At 70.1% G+C, this 26,433-nt stretch carries 35 protein-coding genes; 32 read left to right on the top strand and 3 right to left on the bottom strand.

Annotation, left to right across the window (positions count from 1 at the left end):
- Positions 1–14 precede the first annotated feature (14 nt).
- From ACIBG7_RS18695 to ACIBG7_RS18670, 6 genes are all read left to right on the top strand, one after another.
- Positions 15–431 (top strand): DUF6248 family natural product biosynthesis protein, encoded by a 417-nt coding sequence (locus ACIBG7_RS18695; protein WP_397336992.1) that lies wholly within the window; start codon positions 15–17, stop codon positions 429–431.
- Between the two features lie 20 nt (positions 432–451).
- Positions 452–1,330, top strand: a complete 879-nt coding sequence (locus ACIBG7_RS18690; RefSeq protein WP_397336991.1) for a hypothetical protein — start codon at positions 452–454, stop codon at positions 1,328–1,330.
- A gap of 202 nt (positions 1,331–1,532) precedes the next feature.
- Positions 1,533–2,042 carry a helix-turn-helix domain-containing protein gene (locus ACIBG7_RS18685; protein WP_397336990.1) on the top strand — a complete coding sequence of 170 codons (510 nt, stop codon included), beginning with the start codon at positions 1,533–1,535 and terminating at the stop codon, positions 2,040–2,042.
- Complete coding sequence (locus ACIBG7_RS18680; RefSeq protein WP_397336989.1) at positions 2,032–3,309, top strand: PBSX family phage terminase large subunit; 1,278 nt, start codon at positions 2,032–2,034, stop codon at positions 3,307–3,309. The genes ACIBG7_RS18685 and ACIBG7_RS18680 overlap by 11 nt, the downstream gene beginning before the upstream one ends.
- Positions 3,310–3,325: 16 nt before the next feature.
- Positions 3,326–3,595: a DUF2829 domain-containing protein gene (locus ACIBG7_RS18675; protein WP_397336988.1), complete on the top strand. Its 270-nt coding sequence runs from the start codon at positions 3,326–3,328 to the stop codon at positions 3,593–3,595.
- On the top strand, positions 3,595–3,867 hold the full coding sequence (locus ACIBG7_RS18670) for a hypothetical protein (RefSeq protein WP_397336987.1): 273 nt from the start codon (positions 3,595–3,597) through the stop codon (positions 3,865–3,867). The genes ACIBG7_RS18675 and ACIBG7_RS18670 overlap by 1 nt, the downstream gene beginning before the upstream one ends.
- Here the strand turns inward: ACIBG7_RS18670 and ACIBG7_RS18665 are convergent.
- A complete protein-coding gene (locus ACIBG7_RS18665; RefSeq protein WP_397336986.1) occupies positions 3,864–4,034 on the bottom strand; it encodes a hypothetical protein in 171 nt (56 codons plus the stop codon). The two genes, ACIBG7_RS18670 and ACIBG7_RS18665, sit on opposite strands and share 4 nt — an antisense overlap.
- A 61-nt stretch (positions 4,035–4,095) precedes the next feature.
- Between ACIBG7_RS18665 and ACIBG7_RS18660 the strand changes: the two genes are divergently transcribed.
- The 3 genes from ACIBG7_RS18660 to ACIBG7_RS18650 all read left to right on the top strand — a co-directional run bounded on the left by ACIBG7_RS18660 (position 4,096) and on the right by ACIBG7_RS18650 (position 8,200).
- Positions 4,096–5,676 carry a hypothetical protein gene (locus ACIBG7_RS18660; protein ID WP_397336985.1) on the top strand — a complete coding sequence of 527 codons (1,581 nt, stop codon included), beginning with the start codon at positions 4,096–4,098 and terminating at the stop codon, positions 5,674–5,676.
- 62 nt (positions 5,677–5,738) lie between these two features.
- Positions 5,739–7,859: a phage minor capsid protein gene (locus ACIBG7_RS18655; RefSeq protein ID WP_397336983.1), complete on the top strand. Its 2,121-nt coding sequence runs from the start codon at positions 5,739–5,741 to the stop codon at positions 7,857–7,859.
- 14 nt (positions 7,860–7,873) lie between these two features.
- Positions 7,874–8,200 carry a hypothetical protein gene (locus ACIBG7_RS18650; protein ID WP_397336982.1) on the top strand — a complete coding sequence of 109 codons (327 nt, stop codon included), beginning with the start codon at positions 7,874–7,876 and terminating at the stop codon, positions 8,198–8,200.
- Here the strand turns inward: ACIBG7_RS18650 and ACIBG7_RS18645 are convergent.
- On the bottom strand, positions 8,197–8,709 hold the full coding sequence (locus ACIBG7_RS18645) for a hypothetical protein (RefSeq protein WP_397336981.1): 513 nt from the start codon (positions 8,707–8,709) through the stop codon (positions 8,197–8,199). The genes ACIBG7_RS18650 and ACIBG7_RS18645 overlap by 4 nt on opposite strands.
- 147 nt (positions 8,710–8,856) lie before the next feature.
- Here ACIBG7_RS18645 and ACIBG7_RS18640 point away from each other — a divergent pair, with 147 nt between their 5' ends.
- From ACIBG7_RS18640 to ACIBG7_RS18530, 23 genes are all read left to right on the top strand, one after another.
- Complete coding sequence (locus ACIBG7_RS18640) at positions 8,857–9,492, top strand: hypothetical protein (protein WP_397336980.1); 636 nt, start codon at positions 8,857–8,859, stop codon at positions 9,490–9,492.
- Positions 9,493–9,503: 11 nt separating this feature from the next.
- A complete protein-coding gene (locus tag ACIBG7_RS18635) occupies positions 9,504–10,349 on the top strand; it encodes a coat protein (RefSeq protein WP_397336979.1) in 846 nt (281 codons plus the stop codon).
- 15 nt (positions 10,350–10,364) lie between these two features.
- Positions 10,365–10,727: a hypothetical protein gene (locus tag ACIBG7_RS18630; RefSeq protein WP_397336978.1), complete on the top strand. Its 363-nt coding sequence runs from the start codon at positions 10,365–10,367 to the stop codon at positions 10,725–10,727.
- Entirely contained in the window at positions 10,727–11,044 is a 318-nt protein-coding gene (locus ACIBG7_RS18625; protein WP_397336977.1) for a hypothetical protein, read from the top strand. Before ACIBG7_RS18630 ends, ACIBG7_RS18625 begins: the two co-directional genes overlap by 1 nt.
- Before the next feature lie 3 nt (positions 11,045–11,047).
- The gene (locus ACIBG7_RS18620; protein ID WP_397336976.1) at positions 11,048–11,395 is read left to right on the top strand and encodes a hypothetical protein; all 348 of its coding nucleotides are present in this window, start codon (positions 11,048–11,050) and stop codon (positions 11,393–11,395) included.
- A 76-nt stretch (positions 11,396–11,471) separates the two neighbouring features.
- Positions 11,472–11,873: a hypothetical protein gene (locus ACIBG7_RS18615; protein WP_397336975.1), complete on the top strand. Its 402-nt coding sequence runs from the start codon at positions 11,472–11,474 to the stop codon at positions 11,871–11,873.
- Positions 11,873–12,199 carry a hypothetical protein gene (locus tag ACIBG7_RS18610; RefSeq protein WP_397336974.1) on the top strand — a complete coding sequence of 109 codons (327 nt, stop codon included), beginning with the start codon at positions 11,873–11,875 and terminating at the stop codon, positions 12,197–12,199. Before ACIBG7_RS18615 ends, ACIBG7_RS18610 begins: the two co-directional genes overlap by 1 nt.
- A gap of 10 nt (positions 12,200–12,209) precedes the next feature.
- Positions 12,210–12,560, top strand: a complete 351-nt coding sequence (locus tag ACIBG7_RS18605; protein ID WP_397336973.1) for an HK97 gp10 family phage protein — start codon at positions 12,210–12,212, stop codon at positions 12,558–12,560.
- Entirely contained in the window at positions 12,557–12,997 is a 441-nt protein-coding gene (locus ACIBG7_RS18600; protein WP_397336972.1) for a minor capsid protein, read from the top strand. The genes ACIBG7_RS18605 and ACIBG7_RS18600 overlap by 4 nt, the downstream gene beginning before the upstream one ends.
- A 12-nt stretch (positions 12,998–13,009) precedes the next feature.
- The gene (locus tag ACIBG7_RS18595) at positions 13,010–13,480 is read left to right on the top strand and encodes a phage tail tube protein (RefSeq protein ID WP_397336971.1); all 471 of its coding nucleotides are present in this window, start codon (positions 13,010–13,012) and stop codon (positions 13,478–13,480) included.
- 21 nt (positions 13,481–13,501) lie between these two features.
- Positions 13,502–13,993, top strand: a complete 492-nt coding sequence (locus tag ACIBG7_RS18590) for a hypothetical protein (RefSeq protein WP_397336970.1) — start codon at positions 13,502–13,504, stop codon at positions 13,991–13,993.
- 212 nt (positions 13,994–14,205) lie between these two features.
- Positions 14,206–17,721: a phage tail tape measure protein gene (locus ACIBG7_RS18585; protein ID WP_397336969.1), complete on the top strand. Its 3,516-nt coding sequence runs from the start codon at positions 14,206–14,208 to the stop codon at positions 17,719–17,721.
- A gap of 14 nt (positions 17,722–17,735) precedes the next feature.
- Positions 17,736–17,987 carry a hypothetical protein gene (locus tag ACIBG7_RS18580; RefSeq protein ID WP_397336968.1) on the top strand — a complete coding sequence of 84 codons (252 nt, stop codon included), beginning with the start codon at positions 17,736–17,738 and terminating at the stop codon, positions 17,985–17,987.
- Positions 17,984–18,331, top strand: a complete 348-nt coding sequence (locus tag ACIBG7_RS18575; RefSeq protein WP_397336967.1) for a hypothetical protein — start codon at positions 17,984–17,986, stop codon at positions 18,329–18,331. The genes ACIBG7_RS18580 and ACIBG7_RS18575 overlap by 4 nt, the downstream gene beginning before the upstream one ends.
- A gap of 23 nt (positions 18,332–18,354) precedes the next feature.
- On the top strand, positions 18,355–18,780 hold the full coding sequence (locus tag ACIBG7_RS18570; RefSeq protein ID WP_397336965.1) for a hypothetical protein: 426 nt from the start codon (positions 18,355–18,357) through the stop codon (positions 18,778–18,780).
- Positions 18,781–18,789: 9 nt separating this feature from the next.
- Complete coding sequence (locus ACIBG7_RS18565) at positions 18,790–19,293, top strand: hypothetical protein (protein ID WP_397336964.1); 504 nt, start codon at positions 18,790–18,792, stop codon at positions 19,291–19,293.
- Between the two features lie 10 nt (positions 19,294–19,303).
- Complete coding sequence (locus tag ACIBG7_RS18560; RefSeq protein WP_397336963.1) at positions 19,304–21,067, top strand: LamG-like jellyroll fold domain-containing protein; 1,764 nt, start codon at positions 19,304–19,306, stop codon at positions 21,065–21,067.
- Positions 21,068–21,084: 17 nt separating this feature from the next.
- Positions 21,085–22,902 carry a hypothetical protein gene (locus tag ACIBG7_RS18555; protein WP_397336962.1) on the top strand — a complete coding sequence of 606 codons (1,818 nt, stop codon included), beginning with the start codon at positions 21,085–21,087 and terminating at the stop codon, positions 22,900–22,902.
- Complete coding sequence (locus ACIBG7_RS18550) at positions 22,899–23,309, top strand: hypothetical protein (RefSeq protein ID WP_397336961.1); 411 nt, start codon at positions 22,899–22,901, stop codon at positions 23,307–23,309. Before ACIBG7_RS18555 ends, ACIBG7_RS18550 begins: the two co-directional genes overlap by 4 nt.
- Positions 23,310–23,357: 48 nt before the next feature.
- The gene (locus ACIBG7_RS18545; RefSeq protein ID WP_397336960.1) at positions 23,358–23,645 is read left to right on the top strand and encodes a hypothetical protein; all 288 of its coding nucleotides are present in this window, start codon (positions 23,358–23,360) and stop codon (positions 23,643–23,645) included.
- A gap of 2 nt (positions 23,646–23,647) precedes the next feature.
- Positions 23,648–24,355 carry an N-acetylmuramoyl-L-alanine amidase gene (locus ACIBG7_RS18540; protein ID WP_397336959.1) on the top strand — a complete coding sequence of 236 codons (708 nt, stop codon included), beginning with the start codon at positions 23,648–23,650 and terminating at the stop codon, positions 24,353–24,355.
- On the top strand, positions 24,352–24,732 hold the full coding sequence (locus ACIBG7_RS18535; RefSeq protein WP_397336958.1) for a hypothetical protein: 381 nt from the start codon (positions 24,352–24,354) through the stop codon (positions 24,730–24,732). Before ACIBG7_RS18540 ends, ACIBG7_RS18535 begins: the two co-directional genes overlap by 4 nt.
- A gap of 90 nt (positions 24,733–24,822) precedes the next feature.
- Entirely contained in the window at positions 24,823–25,113 is a 291-nt protein-coding gene (locus ACIBG7_RS18530; protein ID WP_397336957.1) for a hypothetical protein, read from the top strand.
- Between the two features lie 1,143 nt (positions 25,114–26,256).
- Here ACIBG7_RS18530 and ACIBG7_RS18525 read toward each other — a convergent pair.
- Complete coding sequence (locus tag ACIBG7_RS18525; protein WP_397336956.1) at positions 26,257–26,433, bottom strand: hypothetical protein; 177 nt, start codon at positions 26,431–26,433, stop codon at positions 26,257–26,259.

The raw sequence follows: 26,433 nt of genomic DNA, 5'->3' as shown, positions 1-26,433 counted from the left end.
ACCAGGAGCAGCCCATGATGACCCCCGCCCAGGCCGCCTGGGTCCGCGAGCACGCCTGGACCAGCCACCTGCGCTCCGAATACCGAGCAGACCCCCAACTCGCCCTGTGCGCCTGCCAGTTCGGGCTCAGCCGACACTGCGCGGCGAGTCAGCACGGCACGTGCCACCACCGCGCCGTGCACCCCTCCACCGAAGGCGTGATCCTCGACCGGCGCGGCCACCACGCCCGCTTCCCCTTCGACTACCAGCACGCCATGCCATGGCGCACTCCACCCGGCCTGGTGCCGCCGGCCCCGGATGCGTGGGCGAGCATCTGGCTCGCCAACCGCATGTGCCGCTGGACCTGCCCCTGCGACTGCCACGCGCCCGCTGCCCCGCCGCCGCCGCCCTCGTACGAGCTCATCCCGCTGTTCGACCTCACCACCGTCTGACCACCATCCCGGGGGAACGCGTGACCACCCACCCGACGATCGAGACCCTCGAATGGATCTCGGAGTACTGGCCCGACCTCCTCGACGCCCGCCTCCCCATGGCCACCCGCCGGCCCTGGAGACAGAGCGAGATCGGAGCCGAAGCGAGAGCCGTACGCGACGCCGAGGCACGACTGGAACGCATCCTCCGCACCGACCTCGCGCCCGGCGAAACCCCATCGCCGCTCGACGTCACCATCCTCCAGACAGCGTTCGACCTCCTCGTCGACGCCGACGACCTCGCCGGCCGCCTGGCCGACGACGAGCTCCTGCCCAAGCCGCCCTCCCCCGGGTACGGCAGCCTCGACATCCGGCCCTACCTCGACTTCGTCCGCGCCTGCCTGGTCGCCGAGCACGAGGACCTGGGCGAGCCTGGCGAGTGGGCCGGGCACGCACACCAGACGCTCTGGCGCATGTACGAGACCGTGGCCCGCACCCTCGGCATGGCCTACACGGGCCAGACCGTCCGAGCCGTCTGCCCCTGGTGCTCAGGCCGCACCGCGGAACACCCCGAAGGCGGCCAGCACACCTGGCTCGTGGTCGAGATGCCCGGCGACCAGATCGCCATCATGTGCACCGGCCAGTGCGAACCACCCCAGCGCGTCGTCGGCACGTGGTGGAGCGGGCAGCCGTGCTGGCCCATCACGCAGTGGGACCGGCTGGCCCGCTACCTGCCCCGGCAGAGCGCGCAGCAGGTGACGCGGATGCGTCGGGCGGTCGCGCGCCGGCGGGTTGGCGTGGTGCCGGACGAACTGGTCTCGGGTCTCCTCACGGAGAGGGGGGCGAAGCGGCTGGCCAAGCGCGGTCCGACGGAACGTCAGGTGGGCGAGGAGCCTCGTGGGGCAAGCGGCCGAGCATGATCATCAGCCCTGTGGATAACCCCGCGCGAGCCGTATCGTCGCAGGTCAGAGCAGGTGAATTGACACGAAGATCCGCCATGATGCATCATCGAACCGCTTCCGGCATGCCCGGAACACGGAGGTGGTCACCATGATCTGACCGACCACCAGCCGCAATCGAGCCCCGCCACGAGCGGGGCTTTCGCACGTCCAGGGGGTGACCATGCCCCCCGCCCAGCCCCTGAGCGACGCCGAGCGCCAGCAGATCCGCGACCTCCACGCCGCCGGCCACGGCTGCAACGCCATCGCCCGGGAGCTCGGCCGCGACCGCTCCACCATCAGCCACCACGCCAAGGCCATGGGCCTGAGCTTCGACCGCGCCCAGACCCGCGCCGCGACCGCCGCCCGCGTCGACGACGCCAAGGCCCGCCGCGCCCAGCTCGCCCTCGACCTCCTCGGCGACGCCGAACGACTCCGCAAGCAACTCTGGGAGCCCTGCACCCTGCACTCCTTCGGCGGCCGGGACAACTCCTACAACTCCGCCGAGGTGGACGAGCCCCCCTTCCGGGACAAGCGCGACATCCTCGGAGCCGTCGCCGTCGCCGTCGACAAGCACGCCAAGCTCATCGACATCGACCACGGCGGCGCCGAAGACGGCCGCGGCATGCTCGGCGCGCTCGCCGCCGGCCTCAAGGCCGCCTACGACCAGCTCCCACCAGACGATGAGTCTTGACCAGGTCCTTCAGCTCGTCAGCGCCAAGCAGATCAGGAGCATCGTCGAGGCGCAGGCCCGCATCAACCTGTGGCACGGCTCGGTCCGGTCCGGGAAGACGATCGCCTCGCTGATCCGCTGGCTGATCTATGTCTCCGAGGCCCCCACCACCGGCGAACTGATCGTCGTCGGCCGCACCCGCGACAGCATCGCCCGCAACGTGTTCGCACCGCTCCAGAACCCGGAGATCTTCGGCACCCTCGCCTCCCAGGTGCACTACACCAACGGCGCGGCCACCGCGACGATCCTCGGGCGCACGGTCCACATCATCGGCGCGAACGACGCGAAGGCCGAACCCAAGATCCGAGGCCTGACCTGCGCGGGCGCGTACGTCGACGAGGCGTCCACGCTGCCGCGCGACTTCTTCGACCAGCTCGTCGCCCGCTGCTCCGTCCCCGGCGCGAAGATCTTCGCCACCACGAACCCGGACAACCCCGGGCACTGGCTCCGCAAGGAGTACCTGCTCCGCCCCGCACAGACGGGCCTGCGCGCCTGGCACTTCAAGCTGGCCGACAACATCCACCTCGACCAGACGTACATCGACACGATCACGTCGACGTACACCGGCCTCTTCTACAAGAGGTCCGTCCTCGGGCTCTGGGTGCAGGCTGAAGGCGCCGTCTACGACAGCTTCGACCCCGACGTCCACGTCGTCGACACCGTCCCCACCATCACCCGCTGGCTGTCCCTGGGGATCGACTACGGCACCAGCAACCCCTTCGCCGGGCTGCTCCTGGGCCTCGGCATCGACCGCAAGCTCTACCTCACCCGGGAGTTCCGGTACGAGTCGAAGAAGGCCCACCGGCAGCTCACCGACGTCGAGTACTCCGAACGCCTGCGCGCCTGGCTCGCCGACGTCCCCGTGCCCGGCACCGAGCTGCGCGGCGTCGTCCCGGAAGCCGTCGTCATCGACCCCTCGGCGCTGTCGTTCCGCGTGCAGCTACAGCACGACGGGCTGGCCAGCCGCCTCGCCTCGAACACGGTGTACGACGGCATCCGCAACGTGTCCAGCCTGCTGGCCACGCGCCGGCTGCTCGTGCACCGCTCGTGCACCGGCCTGATCGAGGAGTTCCCCGGCTACTCGTGGGACCCCGACTACGCCGAAAAGGGCGAGGACGTCCCGATCAAGGCCGAGGACCACAGCCTGGATGCCGCCCGGTACGCGGTCCATTCCACCCGCCAGCAGTGGCGACACGAGATCGTCGGCCCGGAACTCCTGGCCGCCTAACCCCTGGAGCACCCTCATGGACTTCTCCGAAGCCCTCGACCAACTCATGCGCGGCAACCGGATGAACCGCCGCGGCTGGAACGGGCGCGGCATGTACGTCGTCCTCCAGCACGGCTACCCCGACGGCATCCCGATCAACGCCAACACCGCGGCGGCGACCGGCCTCCCCGAGGGCACCGTCTGCAAGTTCCGGCCGTACCTGATGATGAAGACCGTCGACGACGAGTTCGTGCCCTGGGTCGCGTCCCAGACCGACATCCTCGCCAACGACTGGCAGCACGCCTGATGGCCGCGAAGAAGATCCGTCTCGACCTACCGCCGGGCATGCGCGGTGGCACCATCGAGATCGACGGCCAGCCCGTCAGGGGTGTGCGCGGCATCAAGGTCGAGACCGACATCAACAGCCTCACCACCGTCACGCTCGACGTGATCGTGAGGGGCCTCGACCTCGACAGCCTGGCCCACGTGGACGTGCCCGAGAAGACCCGGGAGACGCTGATCGCGCTCGGCTGGACCCCGCCCACCAATGAGCAGACGGAGCCCAGCCTGCCGGACTAATTGCCGGTCAAGATGGCAATGCGCGCCACCCCCATAGGCGTCTCGACCTTCTTGTCGGTGATCCGGTACTTCAGGCCGCCGACCGTGACGCATCCGTCGATGTCCAGGTCATGCCAACCCACAGGTCCGCTAGCTTCGCCGTCTCGGCTGCACATAACGAGATACACGCGGCGGACCGTACACCCTGGCCTCACTAACATCCCCGAGCACGTCACCAGGAGACCCCCGATGCCGCTGCCGAGCGGCGGCACCTGGCCGCCACCCGCCATCGCCCCCGTACTCCCCAAACTCGCCGAGTGGAGCGCCTGGTACTCCAGCGACCCCGACGCACTCGCCGCGGTGTACGGCGGCCAGCAGACCAGCGACTCCACCGGCTTCTTCTCCTCCGAGCGCGGCGGCTGGCGCGCGTCCGTCGGCAAGAAGCTGGAGCGCTGGTTCTGGGGCACCCGCCCGTCCGGCGCCCAGCCCAGGACGAAGATGCACGTCCCCCTCGCCTCCGACATCGCCGCCACCTCGGCCAACCTGCTCTACGGCGAGATGATCAACATTACGTCCGAGGACAAGCCCACCCAGGCCTACTGGGACGCCATCGTCGAAGACGGCCTCCTCCACTCCACCCTCTTGGAGTCCGCCGAGCTCGCCGCCGGCCTGTCCGGCGTCTTCTACCGCGGCTGCTGGGACAAGAAGGCCCGCCCCGAAGGCTCCTGGATCGCCGCGGTGCACGCCGACGCAGCGATCCCGGAATTCCGGTGGGGCGTTCTCACCGCGGTCACCTTCTGGCGCGTCCTCCGCGATGAGGACGGCATCGTGCTACGCCACCTGGAACGGCACGAGGTCGGCGTCATCTATCACGGCCTCTACCAGGGCAGCACAGACGAGCTCGGCCACCAGATCCCGCTCACCGAGCACCAGGCGACCGCGCACCTCGCCGCAGTGGTCAACGCCGCCGGCGCGATCCCGACCGGGATCGACATGCTGACCGTGTCGTACGCGCCGAACATCCTCCCGAACCGGATCTGGCGCAACGTGCCAGCCGCGGCCTACCTCGGCCGCTCCGACTTGCAGGGCATCGAGCCGTTCCTCGACGGCCTGGACGAGGTCTACAGCTCGTGGCGGCGTGACATCCGTCTGGCCAAGGCGAGGCTCATCGTTCCCCGCGAGTACCTCACCAACAACGGCCCCGGCCAGGGTGCGGGCTTCGACCTGGACCGGGAGTTGTACGAGGGCATCGGCTCGATGTCCGAGGACGGCGGCCTGGAGATCAGCGCGCAGCAGTTCCTGATCCGGCACGAGGAGCACCGCGCGACCGCGGCTGACTGGCTGGAGCAGGCCGTGCGCGGCGCCGGCTACTCGGTGCAGACGTTCGGCGGCGAGGGCGACGTCGCGGTGACCGCGACCGAGGTGGTCGCTCGGCAGGAGCGGAGCTTCACGACGCGCGGGAAGAAGATCCCGTACCAGCAGCGCGCGGTGCGGCACATCCTGGCCGTGCAGGCGGCGCTGGACGTGGCGCACTTCGGCAAGAAGATCAACCCCGAGCCGCCCAAGCTCGAATGGCCTGACGGCGTGGCCACCGACCCGAAGGCGCTCGCCGAGACGCTGAACCTGCTCCACCAGGCCGAGGCCATCTCGACGTGGATCAAGGTGAAGACACTCCACCCGGACTGGGACGACCCCGACGTCCAGGAGGAGGTTGACCGGATCGAGAAGGCCCGCGAGGCGGTCGAGGACCCGTTCGCGCTGCCCAAGGAGATGGTCGGCCCCGGCCCGGAGGGCGACGAGCAGAACGGGCCGCCCGCACGCGAGGAGTGAGCATTTTCGGCATCTCCCGATATTGATCCTGAGCTGCGGAAACGCAGACGTAGGAGGTCCTCGTGGCTGTCGACCAGGACCTCCTCGACCAGATCGCCAGCTCGGTCGCCGACCTCTACCGCGACGTCGAGACAGCCCTGGTCAAGACCATCGCCACCCGCCTGCGTGAAGGCCTCGACTACAGCCCCTTCCAGGAGGGCAAGCTCGACGCCGTCCGCAAGCTCCAGGCGAGCACCCGGGCCATCCTGGCCAGCCTCCAGGCCACCCGCGCGCGCGTGATCCGGCAGGCCATCGCCGACGCCTACCGGTCCGGCCGCGACACCGCGCTCGTCGGGCTCCCCGAGAAGTGGTTTCCCAAGTCCGGCATCGGTCAGCAGGCCCGCCAGGGCATCCAGCAGATGCCCAACGCGCGCCTCATCGAGAACATCGCCCAGGCGCTCCACGCCGACGTCGGCCGCGTCGACGCCAACATCCTCCGAGCGCCGCTGGACGCCTACCGCGCGGTCCAGGCCGGTGCGGCCGCCCGCATCGCCAGCGGCGCGTTCACCCGCCGCCAGGCCAGCCAGGCCACCTGGCAGCGGCTCATGGACCAGGGCATCGTCGACTTCACCGACAGCTCCGGCCGCCGCTGGAAGCTGAGCAGCTACGTCGAGATGACCGCGCGCACCAACGCCCAGCGCGCCATGGTGCAGGGCCAGACGGACCGCCTCGCCGACGTCGGAATCGACCTCGTCTACGTGTCCGACAACGTCCAGGAGTGCAAGCGGTGCCGGCCCTTCGAGTCGAAGGTGCTGCGCCGTGACGCAGGCCCGACCGGCAACGTGCGGGTCCAGCACGCCACCAAGGACGACGTCATGGTCACCGTCGACGTGCTCGACACCCTCGCCGGGGCGATGGCCAAGGGACTCCTGCACCCGAATTGTCGCCATTCGATCTCCGCCTACATGCCGGGGCTCACCACCCTCAAGCAGGGCACCGAGGACCCCGAAGGCGACAAGGCCCGCCAGAAGCAGCGCGCCCTGGAGCGCAAGATCAGGGACGCCAAGACCCAAGCAGTCGGCGCGCTCACCCCGGAAGCGAAGAAGGAAGCGGGCGCACGCGTCCGCGCCGCCCAGGCCGCCCTGCGCGCCCACCTCGCCGCCCACCCCAAGCTCAAGCGGCTGCCGTACCGGGAGCAGATCGGCGCGGGCAACATCCCGCGCGCCGGCGGCCCCCAGGCCGGCCCCGTCACCTCGCTCGAACCGCCCGTGCAGGACGAGCTGGCGCTCGGCCCGGCCGACACTGGCCCGACCGCAGCACGCCCCGCCCGGCCGGCACCGCCCCCGGCTGACGACCGGGCCCGGCTGGAGGCTGAGGAGGCCGCCCGCCGCCTGGCCGAGGGGAAGGCGGCGCGTGAGCAGGCCGAGCGCGAGCAGCGTGAGGCCGAAGAGCGAGCCCGCCGGGAGCGCGAGGAGCAGGCCCGGCGCGAAGCCGAAGAGGCTGCGCGCCGCGAGGCCGCAGCCGAAGCGGCCCGCCGCCAGGCGCCTGGCATGCAGGAGGCACTCCGCCACCGAACGAACGTCGACGGCCTCACCTGGGCGCGCGACAAGATGCCCATGCCCGCCGACCTCACCGAGGACGAGCTGGAAGCGCTCAAGTCGTACACCGCGTCCAGCAGCTTGATCAACAGCGGACTCCGCGGCAACCTCATCCCCGAGCTGCAGGACCGCTACGACAAGCAGCTCGCGTCACTCGACAGCGCGTTCACGAAGGCCAAAGCACCGGAGTCGATCATCGTGCACCGCGGCGTCGGAGCTCCCTTCGCCAAGTTCCTCGGCGCGGACGTCACCAAGCCGGAGACGATGCAAGGCCTCGTCGGCCAGGTCTTCCCCGAGCTCGGCTTCATGTCCACCAGCGTCGGGGCGCGGGCGGCATTCAGCGGCGACGTCTACCTCGTGATCCGCGTCCCCAAGGGGCACAGCGCGATGAACGTTATGCCGATCTCCGCCTTCGAGGAGGACGAGCGTGAGATCCTAGTCCGAAGGAACTCCCGCTACGTCGTACACGCTGTATATGAGGGGTACGACCGCACTCGCGGCCGCGACGCCTGGTTCATGGAGCTGGAGATCGTCCCCGACGACTGGCAGAAGCCTGACGGCTGGATGCCGGCCGCGCTGGGCGACGGCAACGAGGGCTACAGATAGGGAAGGAGACGGCCATGGCAGAACAACGTGACGTGCGCTGGACCGACGCCGGGCTCTCCCCTGGCCCTGTGTCCGGCTCCGGCACCTATCCGGGCATCCCGCAGGGCCCGAAGCAGCAGGCGCCGCTTCACGATCAGGCTGGGCTGCTGCTCGGCCACGTATGGACCGACGGCCAGGCGGCGGCCGGGTTCTCCCCAGATCGAGCGGCCGGCCCGGCCGGGGTACGTGCAAGCGGACAGGTGTGGGGGATCATGCGCGACGCGTACGTCGCTGGCCGCCCCGCGGCCGGCGTGCTCGACCCGAGCCTGTTCCGGCCGGACTTCGAGCTGCGCGTCGACTAGCGGCACCACGCGCTGGACTCGATCAGCTCCACAATCCGCCTTGCATCGGCCGCGCCCACGGTGGCCGTACCTGAGAACCGCTTCTGGACTGCAGCGGCTACGCGCGTGCGTTCCATACCGGCGAGGATCTGCTGGCAGGTGTCCCGGGCCCGGCTGATGGACCGCTCGTGGTCGAGCGCCGGGTCGATCTCGCCAAGCGCCGCGCGTAGCTCACGCGCCTGGGCATCGTCCGGCTGCGGCACCGAGCTGGCCGTCGACGTTGTCGCGGGCCCGCTCGGGTCGAGGAGCTTCACGAGCCCGCCCGCGGCGATCACGCCGGCAACGATGAGCCCGATGATCAGCCCCTTCGGCATGCCCCGCTTCGCCTGCGGCTGCGGAGGCATCGGAGCTGGCTGCCACCCCGGCGGCGGCCCCATCGGCGGCTGCACCTGCGTGGGCGCCTGCCCGGGCGCCTGGGTGTACTGCTGCGTGTAGACCTGCGTCGCCTGCCGCGGCTGCTGAGGGTGCATGGTCCGCACCGTACGCCCCCTTAGATCACCATCCGTCCGAATCGTCTTAGACGGATGCCCGAAACGGGCCGCCTGGCGCGGTCCAAACCTGTTTCCGCCCGGCCTGGAGCCGAGCGTCCCATCCCGCGAGTCCCCTGGAGGGTCCGCATGTCCATGCCCACCCCGCCCACCGATGCCGGACCCAGCCCGGCCCCGGCTCCCGCGCCCGCACCGCAGGCGCCCACGCCGCCGGTCAACCCGGCACCGCAGGCCCCGACCCCGCCCGCCCCGCAGTGGACGCCGCCGCCTGCCGTACCCGCACCGCCGGTACCCGCACCGCCCGCCCAGGCCGTCGACGACGGCTCCCGGGACATCTCCCGGCTTCCGCAGTGGGCCCAGAAGGAGATCCAGGATCTCCGCGGCGAGTCCGCGAAGTACCGGGTCAGCGCCCGGACGGCAACGGTCGCACAGCACGCGTTCGCCGCCGCCCCGACCCTCGGGGTGAACGGCCACGCGCTGCTCAGCTCCATCCCGTTCCAGCAGGCCGCGGCCGAGCTGGACCCCAACGCGGCCGACTTCGCCACCCAGCTCACCACGAGGGTCACCGAGATCCTCGCGGCGAACCCCTGGATGGCCGCCGCCCCGGCCTCCCCGCCCGCGCCCCCGACGCCCACCGTGTCCGGCGGCGAGTTCGCCGGCGCCCCCGGCGAAGGCCAGCCCATCACCGAAGAGCAGCTCGCCCGGATGACGCCCGACCAGATCGAGAAGGCGTTCGCCGCAGGCAAGCTCAAGCACCTCATGTAAGAGAGGACCCCATGGCCATCACCCGGTTCCGTCCGGAGATCTGGTCCGCCCTCCTGCTGTCCAGCCTCAAGCGGGCCCACGTCTACGCCTCCCTGTGCAACACGAACTACGAGGGCGAGATCCGGGCTGCTGGCGACACGGTGCGGATCACCTCGATCTCCCGCCCCACTATCAACACCTACACGCGCAACAACGACATCTCCTACGAGGAGCTGACCGACGCGCAGCGCACCTTGGTCGTCGACCAGGAGAAGTACTGGGCCATCACCGTCGACGACGTCGACGCCGCCCAGGCCCGCGCCAACGTCGTACCCGAGGCGATGAGCGAGAGCTCCTACGGGCTGCGCGACGTCGTCGATCGCTACGTCGCTTCCCTCTACACCGGCGTCGCCTCGGCCAACCGGCTCGACGCCGGCGCCGCCCGCGTCATCGACGCGCCCGGCGAGGCCTACGACACCCTCGTGGACCTGGGCGTGAAGCTCGACGAGGCCGACGTCCCCGCCGAGGGCCGCTGGGTCGTCATCCCGGCGTGGTTCCACGGCCTCATGCAGAAGGACCCGCGCTTCACCGACGCCAGCGCCAGCGGCACCACCGAGACGCTGCGCAACGGCTACGTCGGCGACGCCGCCGGCTTCCGGCTGCACAAGTCCAACAACACGCCGAACCCGACCGCTGACCAGCGCGTCATCATGGCGGGCGTCCCCCAGGCGATCACCTTCGCCGAGCAGATCCTCAAGACCGAGGCCCTGCGCTCGGAGGTCCGGTTCGCCGACCGAGTTCGCGGCCTGCACGTCTACGGCGCGAAGCTGCTGCGCCCGGACTGCATTTCGACCGTCCTCGCCGACCCGACCGCCTGATAGGAGGGCAGACCGATGCCTCGCACCGCTGTCCCGTACAGCAACCTCGTCCCCAACGGCACCCTGGCCGACCCGGCCGGTACCGCCGTCACCGCGGGCGCCGGCAACGGCGGCCAGATCACCAAGTCGGAGCCGGAGCGGACTCTCCTGCGCGTCGTGTGTGGCGGCACCGGCGGTAACTTCACGCTGCTCAAGGGCGCCAACCCGCCCGCGATCGCCGCGGGCCAGGGCGACTACGTCGAGGCGCTGACCGCCAGCGCCGTCGAGTGGCTGGGCCCGTTCGAGTCCGGCCGCTTCCTCCAGGCCGACGGGTCTCTCGTGTTCGAGACCTCACAGGCCATGACCGTGACCGCGTTCAAGGTCCCGAGGAACACGTGATGACCACGACCGGTTACTTCGTCGGCCAGGGCGGTGGCGCGCCCTGGCCGATGGACCTGCCGCTGCCTGAGGTGATGCAGCAGCAGGTGACCAAGGGCTACCTGCGCCGCGTCAACCCCGACGGCAGCCCCTACACCGAGGCCGACGGCTCCGAATCGTCGGCCTCCCGGCTGACGAAGAGCTCGTCCAAGGCCGAATGGGTCGGCTGGGCCGTCGCCAACGGCATGCTCCCCGACGACGCCGAGGCCATGACCAAGCAGGACCTCATCGACCTCCACGACCGCATGACGGCCGCCGAGGACGAGGGAGAGGAGTAGGAGATGGCACGCTTCACCGTCACCGCCCCCACCATCCCCTCCACCGCAGGCGTCGCCGTCACCCCGGCCGCCGCGCCCGTGGACGGGCTCGCGATCCCGAACGGCACCAAGCGCGCTGCCCGGGTCACGAACGGCAGCGGGGCGAGCATCAACGTGACCGAGAAGTTCGGGCCCAGCGCCGCCGTCGACGGGGTCGCCCCGGCCGACCGCGTGATCCCTCTGGCCGCTGGGGCGACGAAGTGGTTCGGCCCGTGGGGCGGCGCTTACGCCCAGGAGGACGGCTCGGTCCACCTCGACTTCTCGGCTATCACCACGGTGACCTACGAGGTCGTCGAGATCACCCCCAAGTAGGGGTCCACAGCTCGCGGGCGGGTGGGGGCTATGAGGGTGCGCGCCCGCCCGCGACACAACCCAGGAGGTGGTGGCCATGGCCTACGCGACCGTCGACGAGCTGGAGGCCTGGCTCGACCCCGACCCGGTCCCCGCCAGCGCCGCCCGCAAGCTCGCCCGGGCCACCCGCTACATGAACAACGTCCTCCTCAAGACCGCGATCTACCCCATCGACGACAACGGCCTGCCCACCGAGCAGTCGCACATCACCGCCATGCGTGACGCGTGCTGCGCCTTGGTCGAGTGGTGGGAGGAGAACGGCGACGACGGCCTGGGCGCTGGCGACGAGTACACCAGCGTGGCCGCCGGCTCGATCTCGTTCACCAAGGGCGCGGGCGGTTCCGACCTGACCCGCGGCGACCCTCGCCGAGCACCGGAGGCGGTCGAGATCCTCGACGGCGCCGGGCTGCAGGGGCACGAGCCGTGGACGGGCTACTGATGCGCGCGATCCCCGGCTGGCTGCTCCGCAAGGCGGGCAAGGACGTGATCGTCGAGCCGTACGCGGGGGCCGGGCCGTACGGCGCGGTGTACGGCCCGGCCGTCACCGTCCGCGCGCTGGTCGAGGCCAAGCGGCGGCTCGTCCGCGACTCCGCGGGCTCGGAGGTCATCTCGGAGACGACGCTGCGCATGCAGCTCGCCGACGCCTGCCCGGCTGAGTCCCGCGTGACGCTCCCCGACGGCTCCATCACCCACGCCATCACCTCGGCCGAGGTCGACGGCGTGCACCTTCCCGTCCCCTCACACCGTGAGGTCGCCCTGCAGTAGGAGGCCGCCGATGCCGCAGAAGTCCGACTTGACTCTCAACATCGGCGACCTCGACCAGGCCGTCCACGACGCCGCGGCGAAGGGCCTCAAGAAAGCGCTGGAGCACCTGCTCCAGAAGAGCCGCGAGCAGGTCCCCCACGAGGAGGGCACCCTCGAACGCTCCGGCACCGTCGTCGTCGACGAGGGCGAGCTGGTCGGCGCGGTGTCCTACGACACGCCGTACGCGATCATCCAGCACGAGGATTTGACGCTCAAGCACGACGAAGGCAGGAAGGCGAAGTACCTGGAGGACCCGGCCGACGAAGAGCGCGGCGCCATGCTGGAGATCATCGCGGCCGAGATGCGGCGGGCGATGGGATGAGCTGGACCACCGACCTCCTCGCCGCCTTCTCGGTACGGCTCGCCGCGGCCGGCGTCGGCGTGTGGCATCCGGACGGCTCGCCGTACGGCGCGGCCGAGATCGCCATCGTCCACTGGGCGCTGCCCTCCGCCCCAGACCGCGCCCTGGCGTTGGCCACCTACGGCGTCGACCAGCTCGCAGACGACCCCGTCAACACCGACGGCACCCTCGGCCTTCAGGTGCGCATGCGCGGCGCCCGCGAGGACCCCGGCAGCGTCAACGACATCGCCGACCACGTGTTCGACGTGCTCCAGGGCCTCGAAGCGCCAGCCGACGGCGTGCTGCTCTGCACACGCCGCATGCAGGCCGCGATGGGCGTCGACAGCTTGCACCGCTGGGAGCGCGCCGACTCCTACCACCTGCTCATCCACCAACCCAGCAGCAACCGCCCCGGATAGGGAGATCACCCCATGGCAACCCGTTCACTCCTGGCCAGCGCCTGGGCGCTGGACGTCAACACCGGGACCACCGCGGTTCCTGTGTGGACCCCGCTCAAGGGCATGTCGTCCTTCAAGGAGACCATCGACACCACGATGGAGGACGACTCCGACTACGACAACGAGGGCTGGGGTAGCGACGAGGTCACCCAGCGCAAGTGGAAGCTGGAGACCGAGGGCAAGCGCAAGCGCGACGCCGACAACGAGGCGTCGTTCATCCCCGACCCTGGCCAGCAGTACGTCCTGGAGGCGGGCAACGCGGTCGGCGTCGGCTCCGACATCGAGATCCGGTACTACCGCCGCGACGGCGCCCCGGACGCGTGGCAGGGCCGCGTCAACGTCCAGTACGGCGGTGGCGGCGGCTCCGTGACCGCCCTGGAGCCCTTCAACGTCGTGTTCGGCGGCAAGGGCAAGCGCACCGCCATCACCAACCCCGCCGCCTAACAGCAGAAGGAGCGCACCCTCATGCCCAAGTTCCCCGAGATGGCCGCCAGCCTCGGCGAGACCCTCGACCTGCCCGTCCCCCTCCCCAACGGCAGAACCAAGACGTACGTCATTCAGCCTCTGGACGCCGACACCTGGGCACGCTTCGCATCCGGCATGCGCGCCCTCGGAGAGGACGACGAGCCTGTCGACGAAGAGGTCATCTTCCGCAAGGCACTCGGTGACGAGATCTACGACGAGCTCGCGGCCGACGGCGCCGCCTGGGTGCAGATCCGCCGGTGCGGCGCGACCGCGATGCAGTGGCACATGCACGGCGAGGAGCGCGCACTCCAGGTGTGGGAGGGCGGCGTCCCAAAACGACTGTCGACGTCGGAGACGGACGACCAGACGGAGACCCAGGAGGAGGGCCCGTCGACCCCGAGACGGGCCTCAGGGAGTGGTACAACCCCGAACCGCAGGACTCAGGGATCACGTGGGAGCTCATCTTCGGGCGGTGGGCGCTCGTCGAAGTAGACCTCCACCAGACCTACAAGATCGACATCGGCCGACCGGGGCTCCTGAAGGAGCGCACCGGGCACTGGCTGAGGCTCCGCATCCTGGGCCTCCTCTCCGAGCCCTCCACCCGGCTCTTCCGCGTGCTGCGCGCCCGCGAAGACGAGCACGGGCCAGCCAGGCCACCAGAGCAGGCATCGTTCGACGACTGACCCCGCGAGGAGGTGATCCTCGTGGCCACGCTCACCGTCGGCGAGCTCGTCGCCTACGCCCAGATCGACCGCCGGGATTTCCAGACCGGCACCCGCGACATCGCGGCCGGGCTACGCACCATGCAAACCGAGACCAGCAGCTCCATGGCCAGCATGGAGTCCTCGGTCACCCGCTCCCTATCGGAGATCGAGCAGTCGATCCGCGACGGCCTCGACCCGGCCGCCGCCATCGCCGACCTCGACCAACTGGAACGCGAGCTCGACGCCAGCTTCGACGAGATGCTCGCCGAGGCCGACGCCTTCGCCTCCGACCTTGAGCGCGAGATCGACGAAGCGTTCGACCGGCTCGACGACGACGCCCGGCAGGCTGGCCGCCGCGCCGGCGAGGAGCTCGTCGACGGCCTGGAGGACGGGCTCGCCGAAGCCGACCAGGTCGCCCGCGACTCCGGCCGGGAGGCCGGGCGCGAGTTCGGCGACGGAGTCGAGGACGGCGGCGGTGGGGCGGGCGGTGGCGGCCGGATGGCCGGGATCGGCGCGAACCTGATCGGTGGGCTGAAGGCGGGCGCGCTGGGCCTGGCGCTCGCGGCCGGCGCGGCCATCGGCGCGAAGCTGATGCAGGGCCTGGAGGGCGCGCTCGACGCCGAGTCGGCCAAGCAGAAGCTCTTCGCCCAGCTCGGCACTACGAAGGCCGAGTCGGAGAAGCTCGGCAAGGTCGCCGGGAAGCTCTACGCCGACGCCTACGGCGAGAGCATGGGCGACGTCACCGAGGCCCTGAAGTCGGTGGTGCAGCAGCTCGACGGGATGCAGGGCGCCTCCGAGGAGAGCCTCGGCGCGATGGGCGCGCGGGCCATGGACACCGCCAAGATCCTCGACGAGAACGTGACCGGGGTGACTCGGGCGGTCGCGCAGATGCTGCGCAACCGGCTCGCCCCGGACGCTGAGTACGCGTTCGACCTGCTCGTTCGCGGGGCTCAGGAGGGCGCGAACAAGAGCGAGGACCTGCTCGACACCTTCAACGAGTACTCCACCCAGTTCCGTGAGCTGGGCTTGTCCGGCGCGGACGCGCTGGGGTTGATCTCGCAGGGGCTCAAGGCTGGTGCTCGGGACGCGGACACGATCGCGGACGCGATCAAGGAATTCGCGATCCGGGCCAAGGACGGCTCCGACACCAGCGCCGCGGCGTTCAAGACGCTCGGCTACGACGCCGACACCATGTTCCAGGTCTTCGCCAAGGGCGGTCCGGCGGCCAAGGCCGCGCTCGGGGACGTCCTGATGCGCATCCGGGAGATGAAGGACCCGGTCGAGCAGGATGCGGTGGCGGTCGGGCTCTTCGGCACCAAGGCCGAGGATCTTCAGGACGCGCTGCTGGCGCTTGACCCTGCCTCGGCGGCCGAGGCGCTCGGCAAGGTGAAGGGGGCGGCCAAGGAGGCCGGCGACACCCTGAACGACACGGCCACGGTGAAGCTCGAAGCGTGGAAGCGCGGCATCGAGCAGAACGTCGTCGAGTTTCTCGGCGGGAGCGTGCTGCCGAAGCTGGAGGAGTTCGGGACGGTCATGTCCCGGGGCTTCGAGCTGTCGGGCGTGGCCGAGGAGGTCCGCGGCTGGGCTGCTGACTTGGGCGGCATCTGGGACGGGATCGTCGCTGACGTCAAGGAATGGGTCGCCGCGAACGGCGAGACGCTCGGCGAGTGGAAGGAGAAGTTCCAGGAGGGGTTCGACTCCGTCTCGACCGTGGTCACGGACGTCCTGACCAGCATCAAGGAGTTCTGGGACGAGTGGGGCGACGAGATCCTCACTGGACTCGGGTGGGTTGTCGACAACTTCCTGAACGTCTGGAACGCCTTCTGGGGCACCTTCTCCGGCCTGTTCAAGCTGTTCAAGGGCCTGCTGACCGGCGACTTCGAGGAGATCAAGGCCGGGCTGTCCAAGATCTGGGACTCGATCTGGCGCTACTTCGAGGACACGATCGATGGCTACGGCGAGAAGGTGTCCGAGCTCTTCGGCCAGTCGTGGGAGGACATCAAGTCCCGGGCGGCTGACTCGTGGGAGGGAATCAAGAAGACCGTCTCCACCAAGATTAATGATCTTGTTACCTTCGTCAAGGACATCCCGACCAAGATCAAAACCGGTCTAGGCGACCTCGGCAAGCTCCTCGTCCAGGCCGGAAAAGACCTGATCAACGGCCTCGTGGCCGGAATCAAGGCCAAGGCGCTGGAGCCAGTCAACGCCGTCAAGAGCCTCGGCGCGAACATCCTCGGAGCCTTCAAGGCCGCCGTCGACAGCCACTCCCCGTCCAAGGCGACCGAAGAAATCGGCGAGTGGACGATCGACGGGTTCATCAACGGCCTGCTCAACAAGGGCAAGGAACTCCTCGACACCACCTACAACACCGTCAAAGAGGTCATCACCTCGGCGAAGAAGGCCACCGGTACCGGGAACGGACCGGGCGGCGGCGGGCACCCATCGACCGCGATGCACGAGATCGGCAAGCTGACCGTCGAAGGGCTCCTCAAGGGCCTGCGGGCGAAGGACGCCGACGTCAAGCAGGTCATCGACGGCCTGATAGCCCAGGTGAAGGACGCCTTCAAGAACAAGCCTGACGTCCAGGACTGGCTGCTGCACTTCGTGCGCGGCGGCAACTTGGAGCTGGAGGGGCTCGCGCTCAAGCGTCAGGAGATCGTCCAGAGGATCGCCGACGCCAACGAGGCCGCGAAGAAGATCGCCGGTGACGCCAAGTCCTGGGCCAGCATCACCGGGCTGACCAAGGAGGAGATGGAGACCGGAGACTTCTCCGGCAGCCTCAAGAATCGCGCCCAGCAGATCAAGGATTTCGCCCGCAATATCCAGGAGCTGGCGCGGAAAGGCCTGAATAAGACCACCCTCCAGCAGATCATCAACGCTGGCGTGGAGCAGGGCGGCAGCCTCGCCGAGATGCTCGTCGGCCAAGACGGCTCCGAGATCAAGGCGATCAACAAAGCCCAGAAGCAGATCGACAACATGTCGAAGCAACTGGGCAAGGCCGGCGCCGACGCGATGTTCGACACCGGCAAGAAGGCGGGCGACGGGTACCTCCGCGGGCTCCAGGAGGGCTTGAAAGAGCTCGACGGGATGATGGAGAAGATCGTCAAGGCCCTCGTGAAGGCGATCAAGAAAGAGCTGAAGATCAAGTCGCCCAGCCAGGTGTTCGCCGAGATCGGCATGGACACCATGGCCGGCCTGGTCGTCGGCATCCAGGCCGGATCCGGCAGCGTCCTCGACGCCATGTCGTCGGCCGCGGGCAGCCTCGTCGGGCATGCCGAGCAGGCGCTCACCGGCGGCAAGGGTGGCCGGATGGTGGCCGGGGCGGGCGGCGGGGATCCGACCCAGGTGCTGGGTGGCTCGTCGGCGTTCTCCGGCGCACGTCTTCCGGCCGGGCCCGCGGGCGTGCAGGTCGACATGACCGGCAGCACGATCACCGTCCGCGAAGAGGCCGACCTGCCGAAGGTCGTGACCGCCCTGGGCGCCGAGTTCTCGCTGCGTGCGCCCGTACTCAACTGAAGGAGGGAGGCCCGATGGGGTTGCAGGGCTACACACCTGACGACCTGGCCCGGCTCAAGTCGATCCAGACCAACAACGGATATACCGCGCCGCGCAGGCGAGAGCCGATCGTCGGCGGCCGGCGGGTACGGCTGATCGGCCAGGTCACCGAGACCGGGGCGCTCGTCATCACCCGCGAGTACCGCGGCAAACGCCACGACCAGCAGCGTGACGTGACGGTCCAAGTCCCGGCCCTGCGGGCTGCGGGGAGAGGGGGGCGGCAGTGACGAGCACGCGACGGGTGCGCGCCCGGCTCGACCTGGAGCTGGCGCTGGCCGACGAGCACGACCGGCTGGAGGCGGCCAAGGCCGCGCACGCGGTCGATCCGAGCGAGGAGACCGCGGCCGCCAAGCGGGCCGCCATGGCCTCCTACGCCGAGACGCGGACGTGGTTGCGGGCGCTCGCCCGGCTGCGGGAGGCGGAACGGCACGTGGTCGAGTACGCGAACGCCCGCGACGAGAAGGGCAAGCGCAAGTACGCGAAGGCGGTCTACGACCTGGAGCGGATCCCGCGCGAGCAGGGGCCGCTGCTGGCCGCCATGGAGGCGCTCGGCCAGTCTGGAGGTGCGTGATGGCGTGGGCAGGCTCAGGCGTGATGTGTGAGGCGTTCGTCGACAAGTTCGACCCGACGCTGCTGGCGACCGACTGGACGTCGGAGACGGAGCTCAAGGGCGCGTTCTTCAAGGACACCGCCACCCCGAACTACAACTCCGACACCGCCTACGGCACGGGCACGTGGGCGTCGGGCAACGAGGCGTCCGGCGCCGGGTATACGGCGGGCGGGCCGGTGCTGACGGGGACGACGCTGGTGATCGCCTCCGGCCGGGTGACGTTCGATGCGAACAACATCCTGATCGCCGATTCGACGATCGAGGCGCGCGGCTACCTGCTGTACGACTCGGTGCACAGCAACCGGGCGCTGGCGGCGATCGACTTCGGACTGACGCAGGAAACGCAGGACGGCGACTACCTGGTCACCCACGACTCGCTGGGGATCCTCTATTTCGACCTGGTGCCGTAAGGAGGCGACGTGGCGACGATCAAGCACCGCCTGCAGCCCGAGGAAGCGCTGCACCTGGGCAGCAACATCGCCCCCTACGACAAGGCCAACGGCACCAACCTCCCCGTCTCCCGGCTGCTGTACGACGCCACGGCGGACGAGGCCGCGTTCTGGCCGTTGGAGGCCGTCAACTACGGGTCGGGCAACTGGACCGTGGACATCATCTGGTACGCGGTCAACGCCACCACCGGCACCGTCCGATGGGGCGTATCTCTGGCCGCGATCACCCCCGAATCCGACAGCCAGGACATCGAGACCAAAGCGCTGGCCACCGAGCAAACGGTCGACGACGCCCACCTCGGCACCACCAGCAAGCGGCTACACAAGGCCACCGTGACCTTGTCCAACCTCGACAGCGTGGCCGCGGGCGACTGGGTCGCACTCCGCGTCCGACGGATCGGCTCCAACGGCGCCGACACCCTCGCCAACGACGCCGCCCTCGTCGAGGTCCGCATCTCCTACTCCGACTCCTAGGAGGCAGCAGATGGCGGTCCGGATCAGCGCGGAAGCACACCGGTACAGGGCGACCATCGCCAGCCCGCCGACCAGCAACCAGTGGTCGGTCGCATTCTGGATCAAACCGGTCGCCACGACCGGCCGTATCTGGTCGCTCAACAACGCCAGCACCGGCGCCGATGAGATGCTTTTCAGCGAGTCGAGCGAGTTCCGGCTCATCGCCGGCGACACCGGCCACACCGGGCCGGCGGCGACCGCCGGCGTGTGGCACTACGTCGGCTACAGCAACAACGGCGCCTCGGGCGTCTGGGTGATCCGCACCCTCACCGCCACCTCGTTCACCGTCCTGACCTGGTCGGACGGCAGCGCCAGCAGCAACCAGTTCTCCCGGCTCGCGCTCGGCGACCACTACGACGGCGGCGTCCCCATGGACGGGAGCCTCGCCGCCTTCCGCTGGTGGTCGGCCAGCCTGTCGCAGGCCGAGCTGGAGGCCGAGTGCTTCCGGCAGATGCCCAGCCGTACGGCCGGGCTGCGCGGCTGGTACCCGCTCATCCGCACCACCGACCTGGCCGACCTGTCCGGCAACGGCAACACCCTGACCGGCGGGACCGGCGCGGCGCAGGACGACGGGCCCGGCATCCCGTGGCGGCAGGGATCGCGCTCGCCCCTCATCCCCGGCGAGATCCCCGCCAACGCCACCCCGGCCCCGGTCGCGGCCCCGGTCGCGATGCCCGCCCCGGCGGTGTCGCTCACCACCACCGTCAGCCCCGCCGCCATCCCCGTCACCGTCGCGCTGCCGACCCCGCAGATCTTCGTCGGTGGCGGGGTCGTCCCCGTCGACCCGCCCGCGATCGCCGTCCCCGTCGCGGTGCCCGCCCCGGACGTGTCCACGGTCAAGCAGGTGTTCGCCACCCCCGGCGCCATCCCCGTCGTCGCGGCGCTGCCCGACCCGGCCGTCAGCGTCCCGGTCACCCCGGGCGACGACCTGGACGGCAAAGGCCAGATCTCCTACAACGGGTTCAAGATCGGCGGCGGCACCCCTTACCGGCTGCACCGCGTGGACGGCAGCCCGTGGGACATGCCCGGCCTCGACCAGGGCGACGAACCCCACCCCAGCGCGGACGGCGAGCTGCCCGGCCAGGACTTCGCCCAGGCCCGCGTCATGACCGCCGAACTCCTCATCAAAGCGCCCAAGGGCGAGATCGAGGCGGTGTGTGACGCGTTCACGATCGGCCTGCCCAAAGCCGTGGCCGACGAGCGGCTGCCGATCGCCGTCCAGGTCATCGACCGCATCTGGGTCGGCTACGGCCGCGTCACCCAGCGCCGGGCCGCGATGGACAAGCCGACCCCGATCGGCCACGTCAAGGCCTACGTCCAGTTCACCATGAGCGACCCCAGGTTCTACAGCCGGGAGCTGGCCAACGCGACCGTCGCCGACGGCGGCTTCGTCGACGTCGTCAACGCCGGGAACACCGCGACACCCCCCCGCTACCGGATGCGCGGGCCCGCCATACAACCCCAGGTGGAGGTCGTCTGGACCGACCTGGACGCCACCGAGCACACGCGGGTCATCGAGTACGACGTCGAAGTCGCCGCCGACGAAATCATGATCATCGACGTGCAGCGCGGCACCGCGATGATCGGCGACGAGTCCGTCGCGCGCGCCCGCCTCAACGGCACCAGCACGATCCCCGACATGGTGCTCCAGCCGCGCATCTCCCGCATCTACTACTCCACCGCCGACGGCACCGCGCCGCCACTCCAGGCGTTCTGGAACCACGCCATCATCTGACCCGAGGGGGTGAGCTCGTGCCCGCCGAGACCCGCTCTCTCGTCTCCCGCGTCGCCCCCGGCGCGGTGGCGCGCGGCGCCGCCCAGCCGGGCGACATCATCCTCGCCTGGAGCACCGCCTCGTTCGGGGCCAACGCGGACCTGACCATCACGGGCGGCGGCACCTGGCAGCCCCTCGGCGAGTTCCCGTCCACCAGTTGGGCGGGCGCCCGCGTCTGGGGCAAAACCGTAGGCGCGGACGAGCCCGAGGAGTACACGGTCACCCAGGACTCCGTGGCTGATGGCGTCGTCATCCTGCACGTCATCCGGGACGCCACCCTGGCCGGCCTCCAGCTCGATTTCGACACCAGCAACATGGCGCCGGGCCTGACCCCCTCCAGCCCCTCAGGAATCGAGATCCGCTACTCGGCCGGTCTGCAGAACTTCGGTGCGACCACGTGGGCGGCCCTGCCCGGCTACACCCAGGACCAGGTCCAGACCGGGGCGATCACCGCCACCCTCGCCGCCCGCCCCTACGCCTCCACCTCCCCCCTGGACGCGGCCGGGATGCTGGCCGCACCCACCCCCACCGCCCAGCGGGCCGTCACCCTGCTCATCCAGTCGACCGACGGCGGCACCGGCGGCGGCCAGATCCCGACCCCGATCCCGTTCCCGCCGTTCGCACCCGCCAAAGGCATCCGCACCACCTCCTTCGTCGGCCTCGACCTGCTCACCGGCGAGTTCCGCGGCGACCTGCCCACCCTCAAAGACGTGAGCCTGGACGGCCGGATCAACGAACCCGGCAGCTTCTCCGCGACGATCCCGCTCACCTCACCGCTGGAGGCCGCAAAAGCCGCCGAGGTGTTCCCGCCGGATGAGTACGACCTGAGCGCCGGCGTCGGCCGCACCGTCCTGCACACCTGGCGTGGCGGGCAGTTGTGGGGCCCGCACTGGATCCACACCGTGATCGAGACCCGCAACCAGCGCTCCGGCAAGGTCGAACTGCAGATCCAAGGCGTCACCCTCGACGGCTACCTCGCCCACGTCGCCCTCCAGCAGGCGATCGAGTTCGACTTCGGCGACCAGCTCGACAACTTCCGCGCCCTCGTCCAGGTCGCCCTGGACGACCCCGGCTCCAACGTCGGCCTCACCCTCGGCGCCGGAACCTCGGCGAGCCTGCGCCCGCTCAAGGGCGACATCGACGCCTACATCGGCCAGCTCATGCAGTCCTACGCCAAGGCGCTGGACGGGTTCGAGTACACCGCCGCCGCCCGCCTCGTCGACGGCGCGGTCCTGCGCACCATCGAGCTCGGCGCCCCCAAGCTCGACTTCCCTCTGGTCACGCACGAGTTCGTCGAATCACCGAACGGCGGCGACACCCTCACCTGGTCACGCACCCGCTCCGCGCTCACCGGCTACACCCGCCTCGGCGTCATCGGCGGCACCCCGCAGCAGGCCGACATCACCACCACCGCGACGGCGATCCGGTCGGAGCTGATCGAGGCCAGCGCCCACCGCGCAGCCGGCTGGCCATGGATCGACAAACGGCTGCGCCACGACAGCACCGACCAGACGACGATCGACGAATACGCCGCCTACTGGGCGGCGCGGGCGCCCGGCGCCCCGGCCGTCTTCCAGGCCACCGTGCTGCTCGGCGCAGGCTCCTCCTTCGGCCCCAACTCGATCGGCGAGTACGCCCGGATCAGCCTCAACAACCCGCGCTACCCGCTGCGGACCGACGGCTCGCCGACGTTCGACCGGCTGTTCCGCATCATCGGCTGGCAGCTGCAGCCGCGCACCCGCGGCCGCGGCAAAGACCGGCTCACCCTCGTCCTGGAAGGAGCCGCACTGTCGTGAGCATGCTCGACCCGTACGCCGGCGCGTCCGCGTACGACCTGATCCGCTACGTGCAGGCGTTGAGCGCGCGAGTGGCCGCCGTGGAGGCCAGGGAGCGGCAACGGCCGGGCATCCCCGTCACGCAGGCGTCCGGGCCGCTCCTGATCCCGCCCGGCACCCCCTCAACCCCGCCGTCCGGCTTCTACCTGTATGCCTCAGGCAGTGAGGCGCGCTGGCGGTCAGCCTCAGGGGCCGACTACAGCCTGGTGCCACCCACCATCCCGCAAGGGTCAGCGGTGTCGGACGTGACCGGCGAGGCCGACACCACCTACAGCGGCAACGAAGCGAACCTGATCAACGACACCAAGGGCAGGCTCAACCAGCTCCTCGCCTCCCTGCGCTTCGCCGGCCTCATCTCCTCTTTCTGACCATCCACCGCGGCGCTCTGCCGTACCAACCCCAGAACGGAGCGCCGAGTGACCGGCATTCTCGTCGTCGACCTCTGCATAGCCCTGGCCGCCATCGCCGGCGGCGCCGCAGTGGTCACCAAAGCCCTCGGCCTGATCAAGCGCGGCGGCGACGTGCTCGACGACTGGCAGGGCGAGCCCGCCCGCCCCGGGGTCCCCGCCCGGCCGGGCGTGATGGCCCGCCTGGAGGCGATCGAGGCCCAGTTGAAGCCGAACGGCGGGTCGACGCTGCGGGACGCGGTGAATGAGATCCGCGCCGGGCAGGCCGACCACCTGCGCACCCACCACGGAGACTGACCATGGACATCGTCACCCGCGCCGAGTGGGACGCGCGCACACCCATCGGAACCGTCTACACGGTGCCTTGGAGCGCCCGGACGGAGTTCTTCGTCCACCACACGACCGGCCCCACCACGCAGACCGTGCGCAGCATCCAGGCGTTCCACCAGGGCCCGCAGCGCGGCTGGGCAGACGTGGGCTACAACTTCCTCGTCGACGACCGCGGGCGGCTATTCGAGGGCCGCGGCTGGCTGGCCGTCGGCGCGCACTGCCCCGGCCACAACCGCACCGGCGTCAGCGTCGCCTACATCGGCGACAACAGCCCCTCCCCAGCCGCGCTGCGCGCGATCCGCTGGCTGTACGAGGAGGCATGCCGCCGCGCCGGCCGGAAGCTCCGGATGCTTGGCCACGGCGACCGATACGCCACCGCCTGCCCCGGCCCGCGCCTGGCCGCCTGGGTCGACGACGGCATGCCCATCGACACCCCCAAGCCCGCGCGCCCCGCCGCGCCGCGCCGTCCCGAGCTCCAGCCGGGCGACTCCTCCCCGCACGTCGTCACGATCCGGCGGGCGCTCGGTGCCGCCAACCAGACCTCACCGCTCTACGCGGTCGAGGACCCGGACCTGATGGAGCTGGTCCGCCGCTTCAAGGCCAAGCACAAGCTCGGCACCGGCTACGGCTGGACCGCCAAGTGCTGGGCCGCCCTCACCAAGGAGAACCCCTCGTGAAGAAGACCAGCATCGCCGCCCTCGCAGGCGCCGCCGTCCTCGTGCTCGGCGCGGGCTCGGCCGACGCGGCATGGAAGGAGCCCGCCGCCTCGTACGGCGGCTGCTTCCCCAAGAACACCGGCTACCTGCGCATCCTTCAGCGCGACAACCTCGACAAGAGCGTGCACGGCAAGTGCAACAGCCGCGAGGGAGAGAAGATCACCTGGTACTCGCGGTCGGGCGTCGACAAGCTCGTCAAGCCGCTCACCGCCGGGTTCGAGATCAGCCTCGGCGGCCAGGTCGCCACCTGCAAGCCGGGCAAGCCGGGGGCGTCGAAGCTCCCCCGCTTCGACTGCGTCACCCCGAGCCCGTCCCCGTCGGCCACCCCGGCCTCCTGACCCTCGAGGGTCAACGCTCCCCGACCCTCGAGGGTCAACCCCGCCCCGAGCCTCCCGGCCGGGGCTTCGTCATCTCCGAAGGAGAGGCACATGTCCCTGTCCGACTGGCTCGTCTCCTGGCTGCGCACCAACGTCGCCGCCTGGATCCCCTCCCTCGCCGCCTGGCTCGCCTCCTACGGCGTAGACCTGCCCGTCGCGCCCGCCAGCGTCGTCCTCGTCTCCCTGGCGATCTCCGGCTACTACACCGTCATCCGGCTCCTGGAGTCCGTGTGGCCCGGCGCCGGAGTGCTGCTCGGCTGGAAGGCCGCCCCGACGTACGGCAAGGCGTCGACCCGAACCCCGGGCTACCACCCCGGGGTGCACAGCGACCACGCCTTCTAAGCGCACGCCAACCCCGCTCGTCCTCCGGGACGGGCGGGGGATTTTTCGCATTTTCGCCCCCGGCAAGATCAGCAAAAGGCAAGCGCAGCTCACCATTCGGCGACCGCGCGGACAGCGGTGAAATGGGCATACGGCGGTTTGGTCAATTACACGGCGTGTCGCTCAAACTTTTCTTCATCCACAGCTTGTGCATCATGTATCCGCAGCTCAACGAAGTGTTGTGCATAAGTCGTGGTTCGAGTGCCCACAGTTTCCACAGACCGTCCCCACTCTATGCACAGCGAATCCACAGGACTGTCCACAGGTCGCGTTGCCAACTCTCGCCGGTACTGATCCAATCTTCCTTCGAGGGCCACGGGCCATTGTCGAACAAAAAGACGACGGCCCCCCGCGGCAACGGGAGGCCGTCATTCCAAGTTAGGCAGCCCTAAGGAGGCCCGCCCTGAATAGCAAGCTATCCCATGACCGTAGGAGGGGGGAGCGTCGGGGGTCAACGCCTCCGCCCAACACCGCAAGGATTTCCCTACACGCGGTCGCGCTCATCCCGGCCCTCGGGCCGCTCCTGGACAAGACGACCATCGCCGGCATTCTGGCCGTCGGCGTCGTCCTGCTGATCGTCGTCGGCATCATGCTCCCGGCCGTCTGGTCGAAGTGCCCCGAACGTCGGCGCGCAGCCTTCCGGGTCATCGACCGCCTCTGGAAGAAACGCGAGTAGCCTGACCGGGCTCCGCTTCCTGGTGCCGGAAGCGGAGCCCAGCCTCGGCGTAGGCTCTCCCTACGGGCGTCCGGTCTCGGGGAAGGGTCCGGGCGCCCCCTCTCGTCTGGAAGGCGCGGCGACGAGAAGCGGCACAGAGGGCGCCCACCCGGTCGTGGCCGGGAGAGAGGCAGACGCCCAGGCGCTCGCCGCCGCGCCGGTCTAAGGGTCGGTCTCCGGCCGCCGCGACAGCTTCAAGCACACCGGGTGGATCGCGTCACCGTGCTGAGGCGTCATCGGCTGCCCGAGCATCCGGCCGGCGACCACACCGCGCTGCCCGCACAAGCAGTCCACCGCGGCCCCTGGCCGGGGGTCGGCGAGACGCGCCAGGCAGTACCGGCCGAGCCCGACAATCACGAGCACGGTCTCAGGCGCTGCGCCGGTGGCCGTCACGCACCGCGCTTCTCTGGCGGGATGTACGGCTCAGCCGCTGGCCCGCCCGTCATCATCCCCCGCAGCACGCGTGTGGCGGTCTCGAAGTTGTCCAGCAGCAGCTCAGGGTCGATGGGTTCAGGAACCCATGCGACATGGTCCGGGTCGGCCTCCGCGTGCGGAACGAACGGCAT

The organism is Nonomuraea sp. NPDC050328, from assembly GCF_044459405.1.
GTDB lineage: Bacteria > Actinomycetota > Actinomycetes > Streptosporangiales > Streptosporangiaceae > Nonomuraea.
Note: the sequence above shows the minus strand (reverse complement) of the source record. Positions and strands in the feature narration are given on the sequence as shown.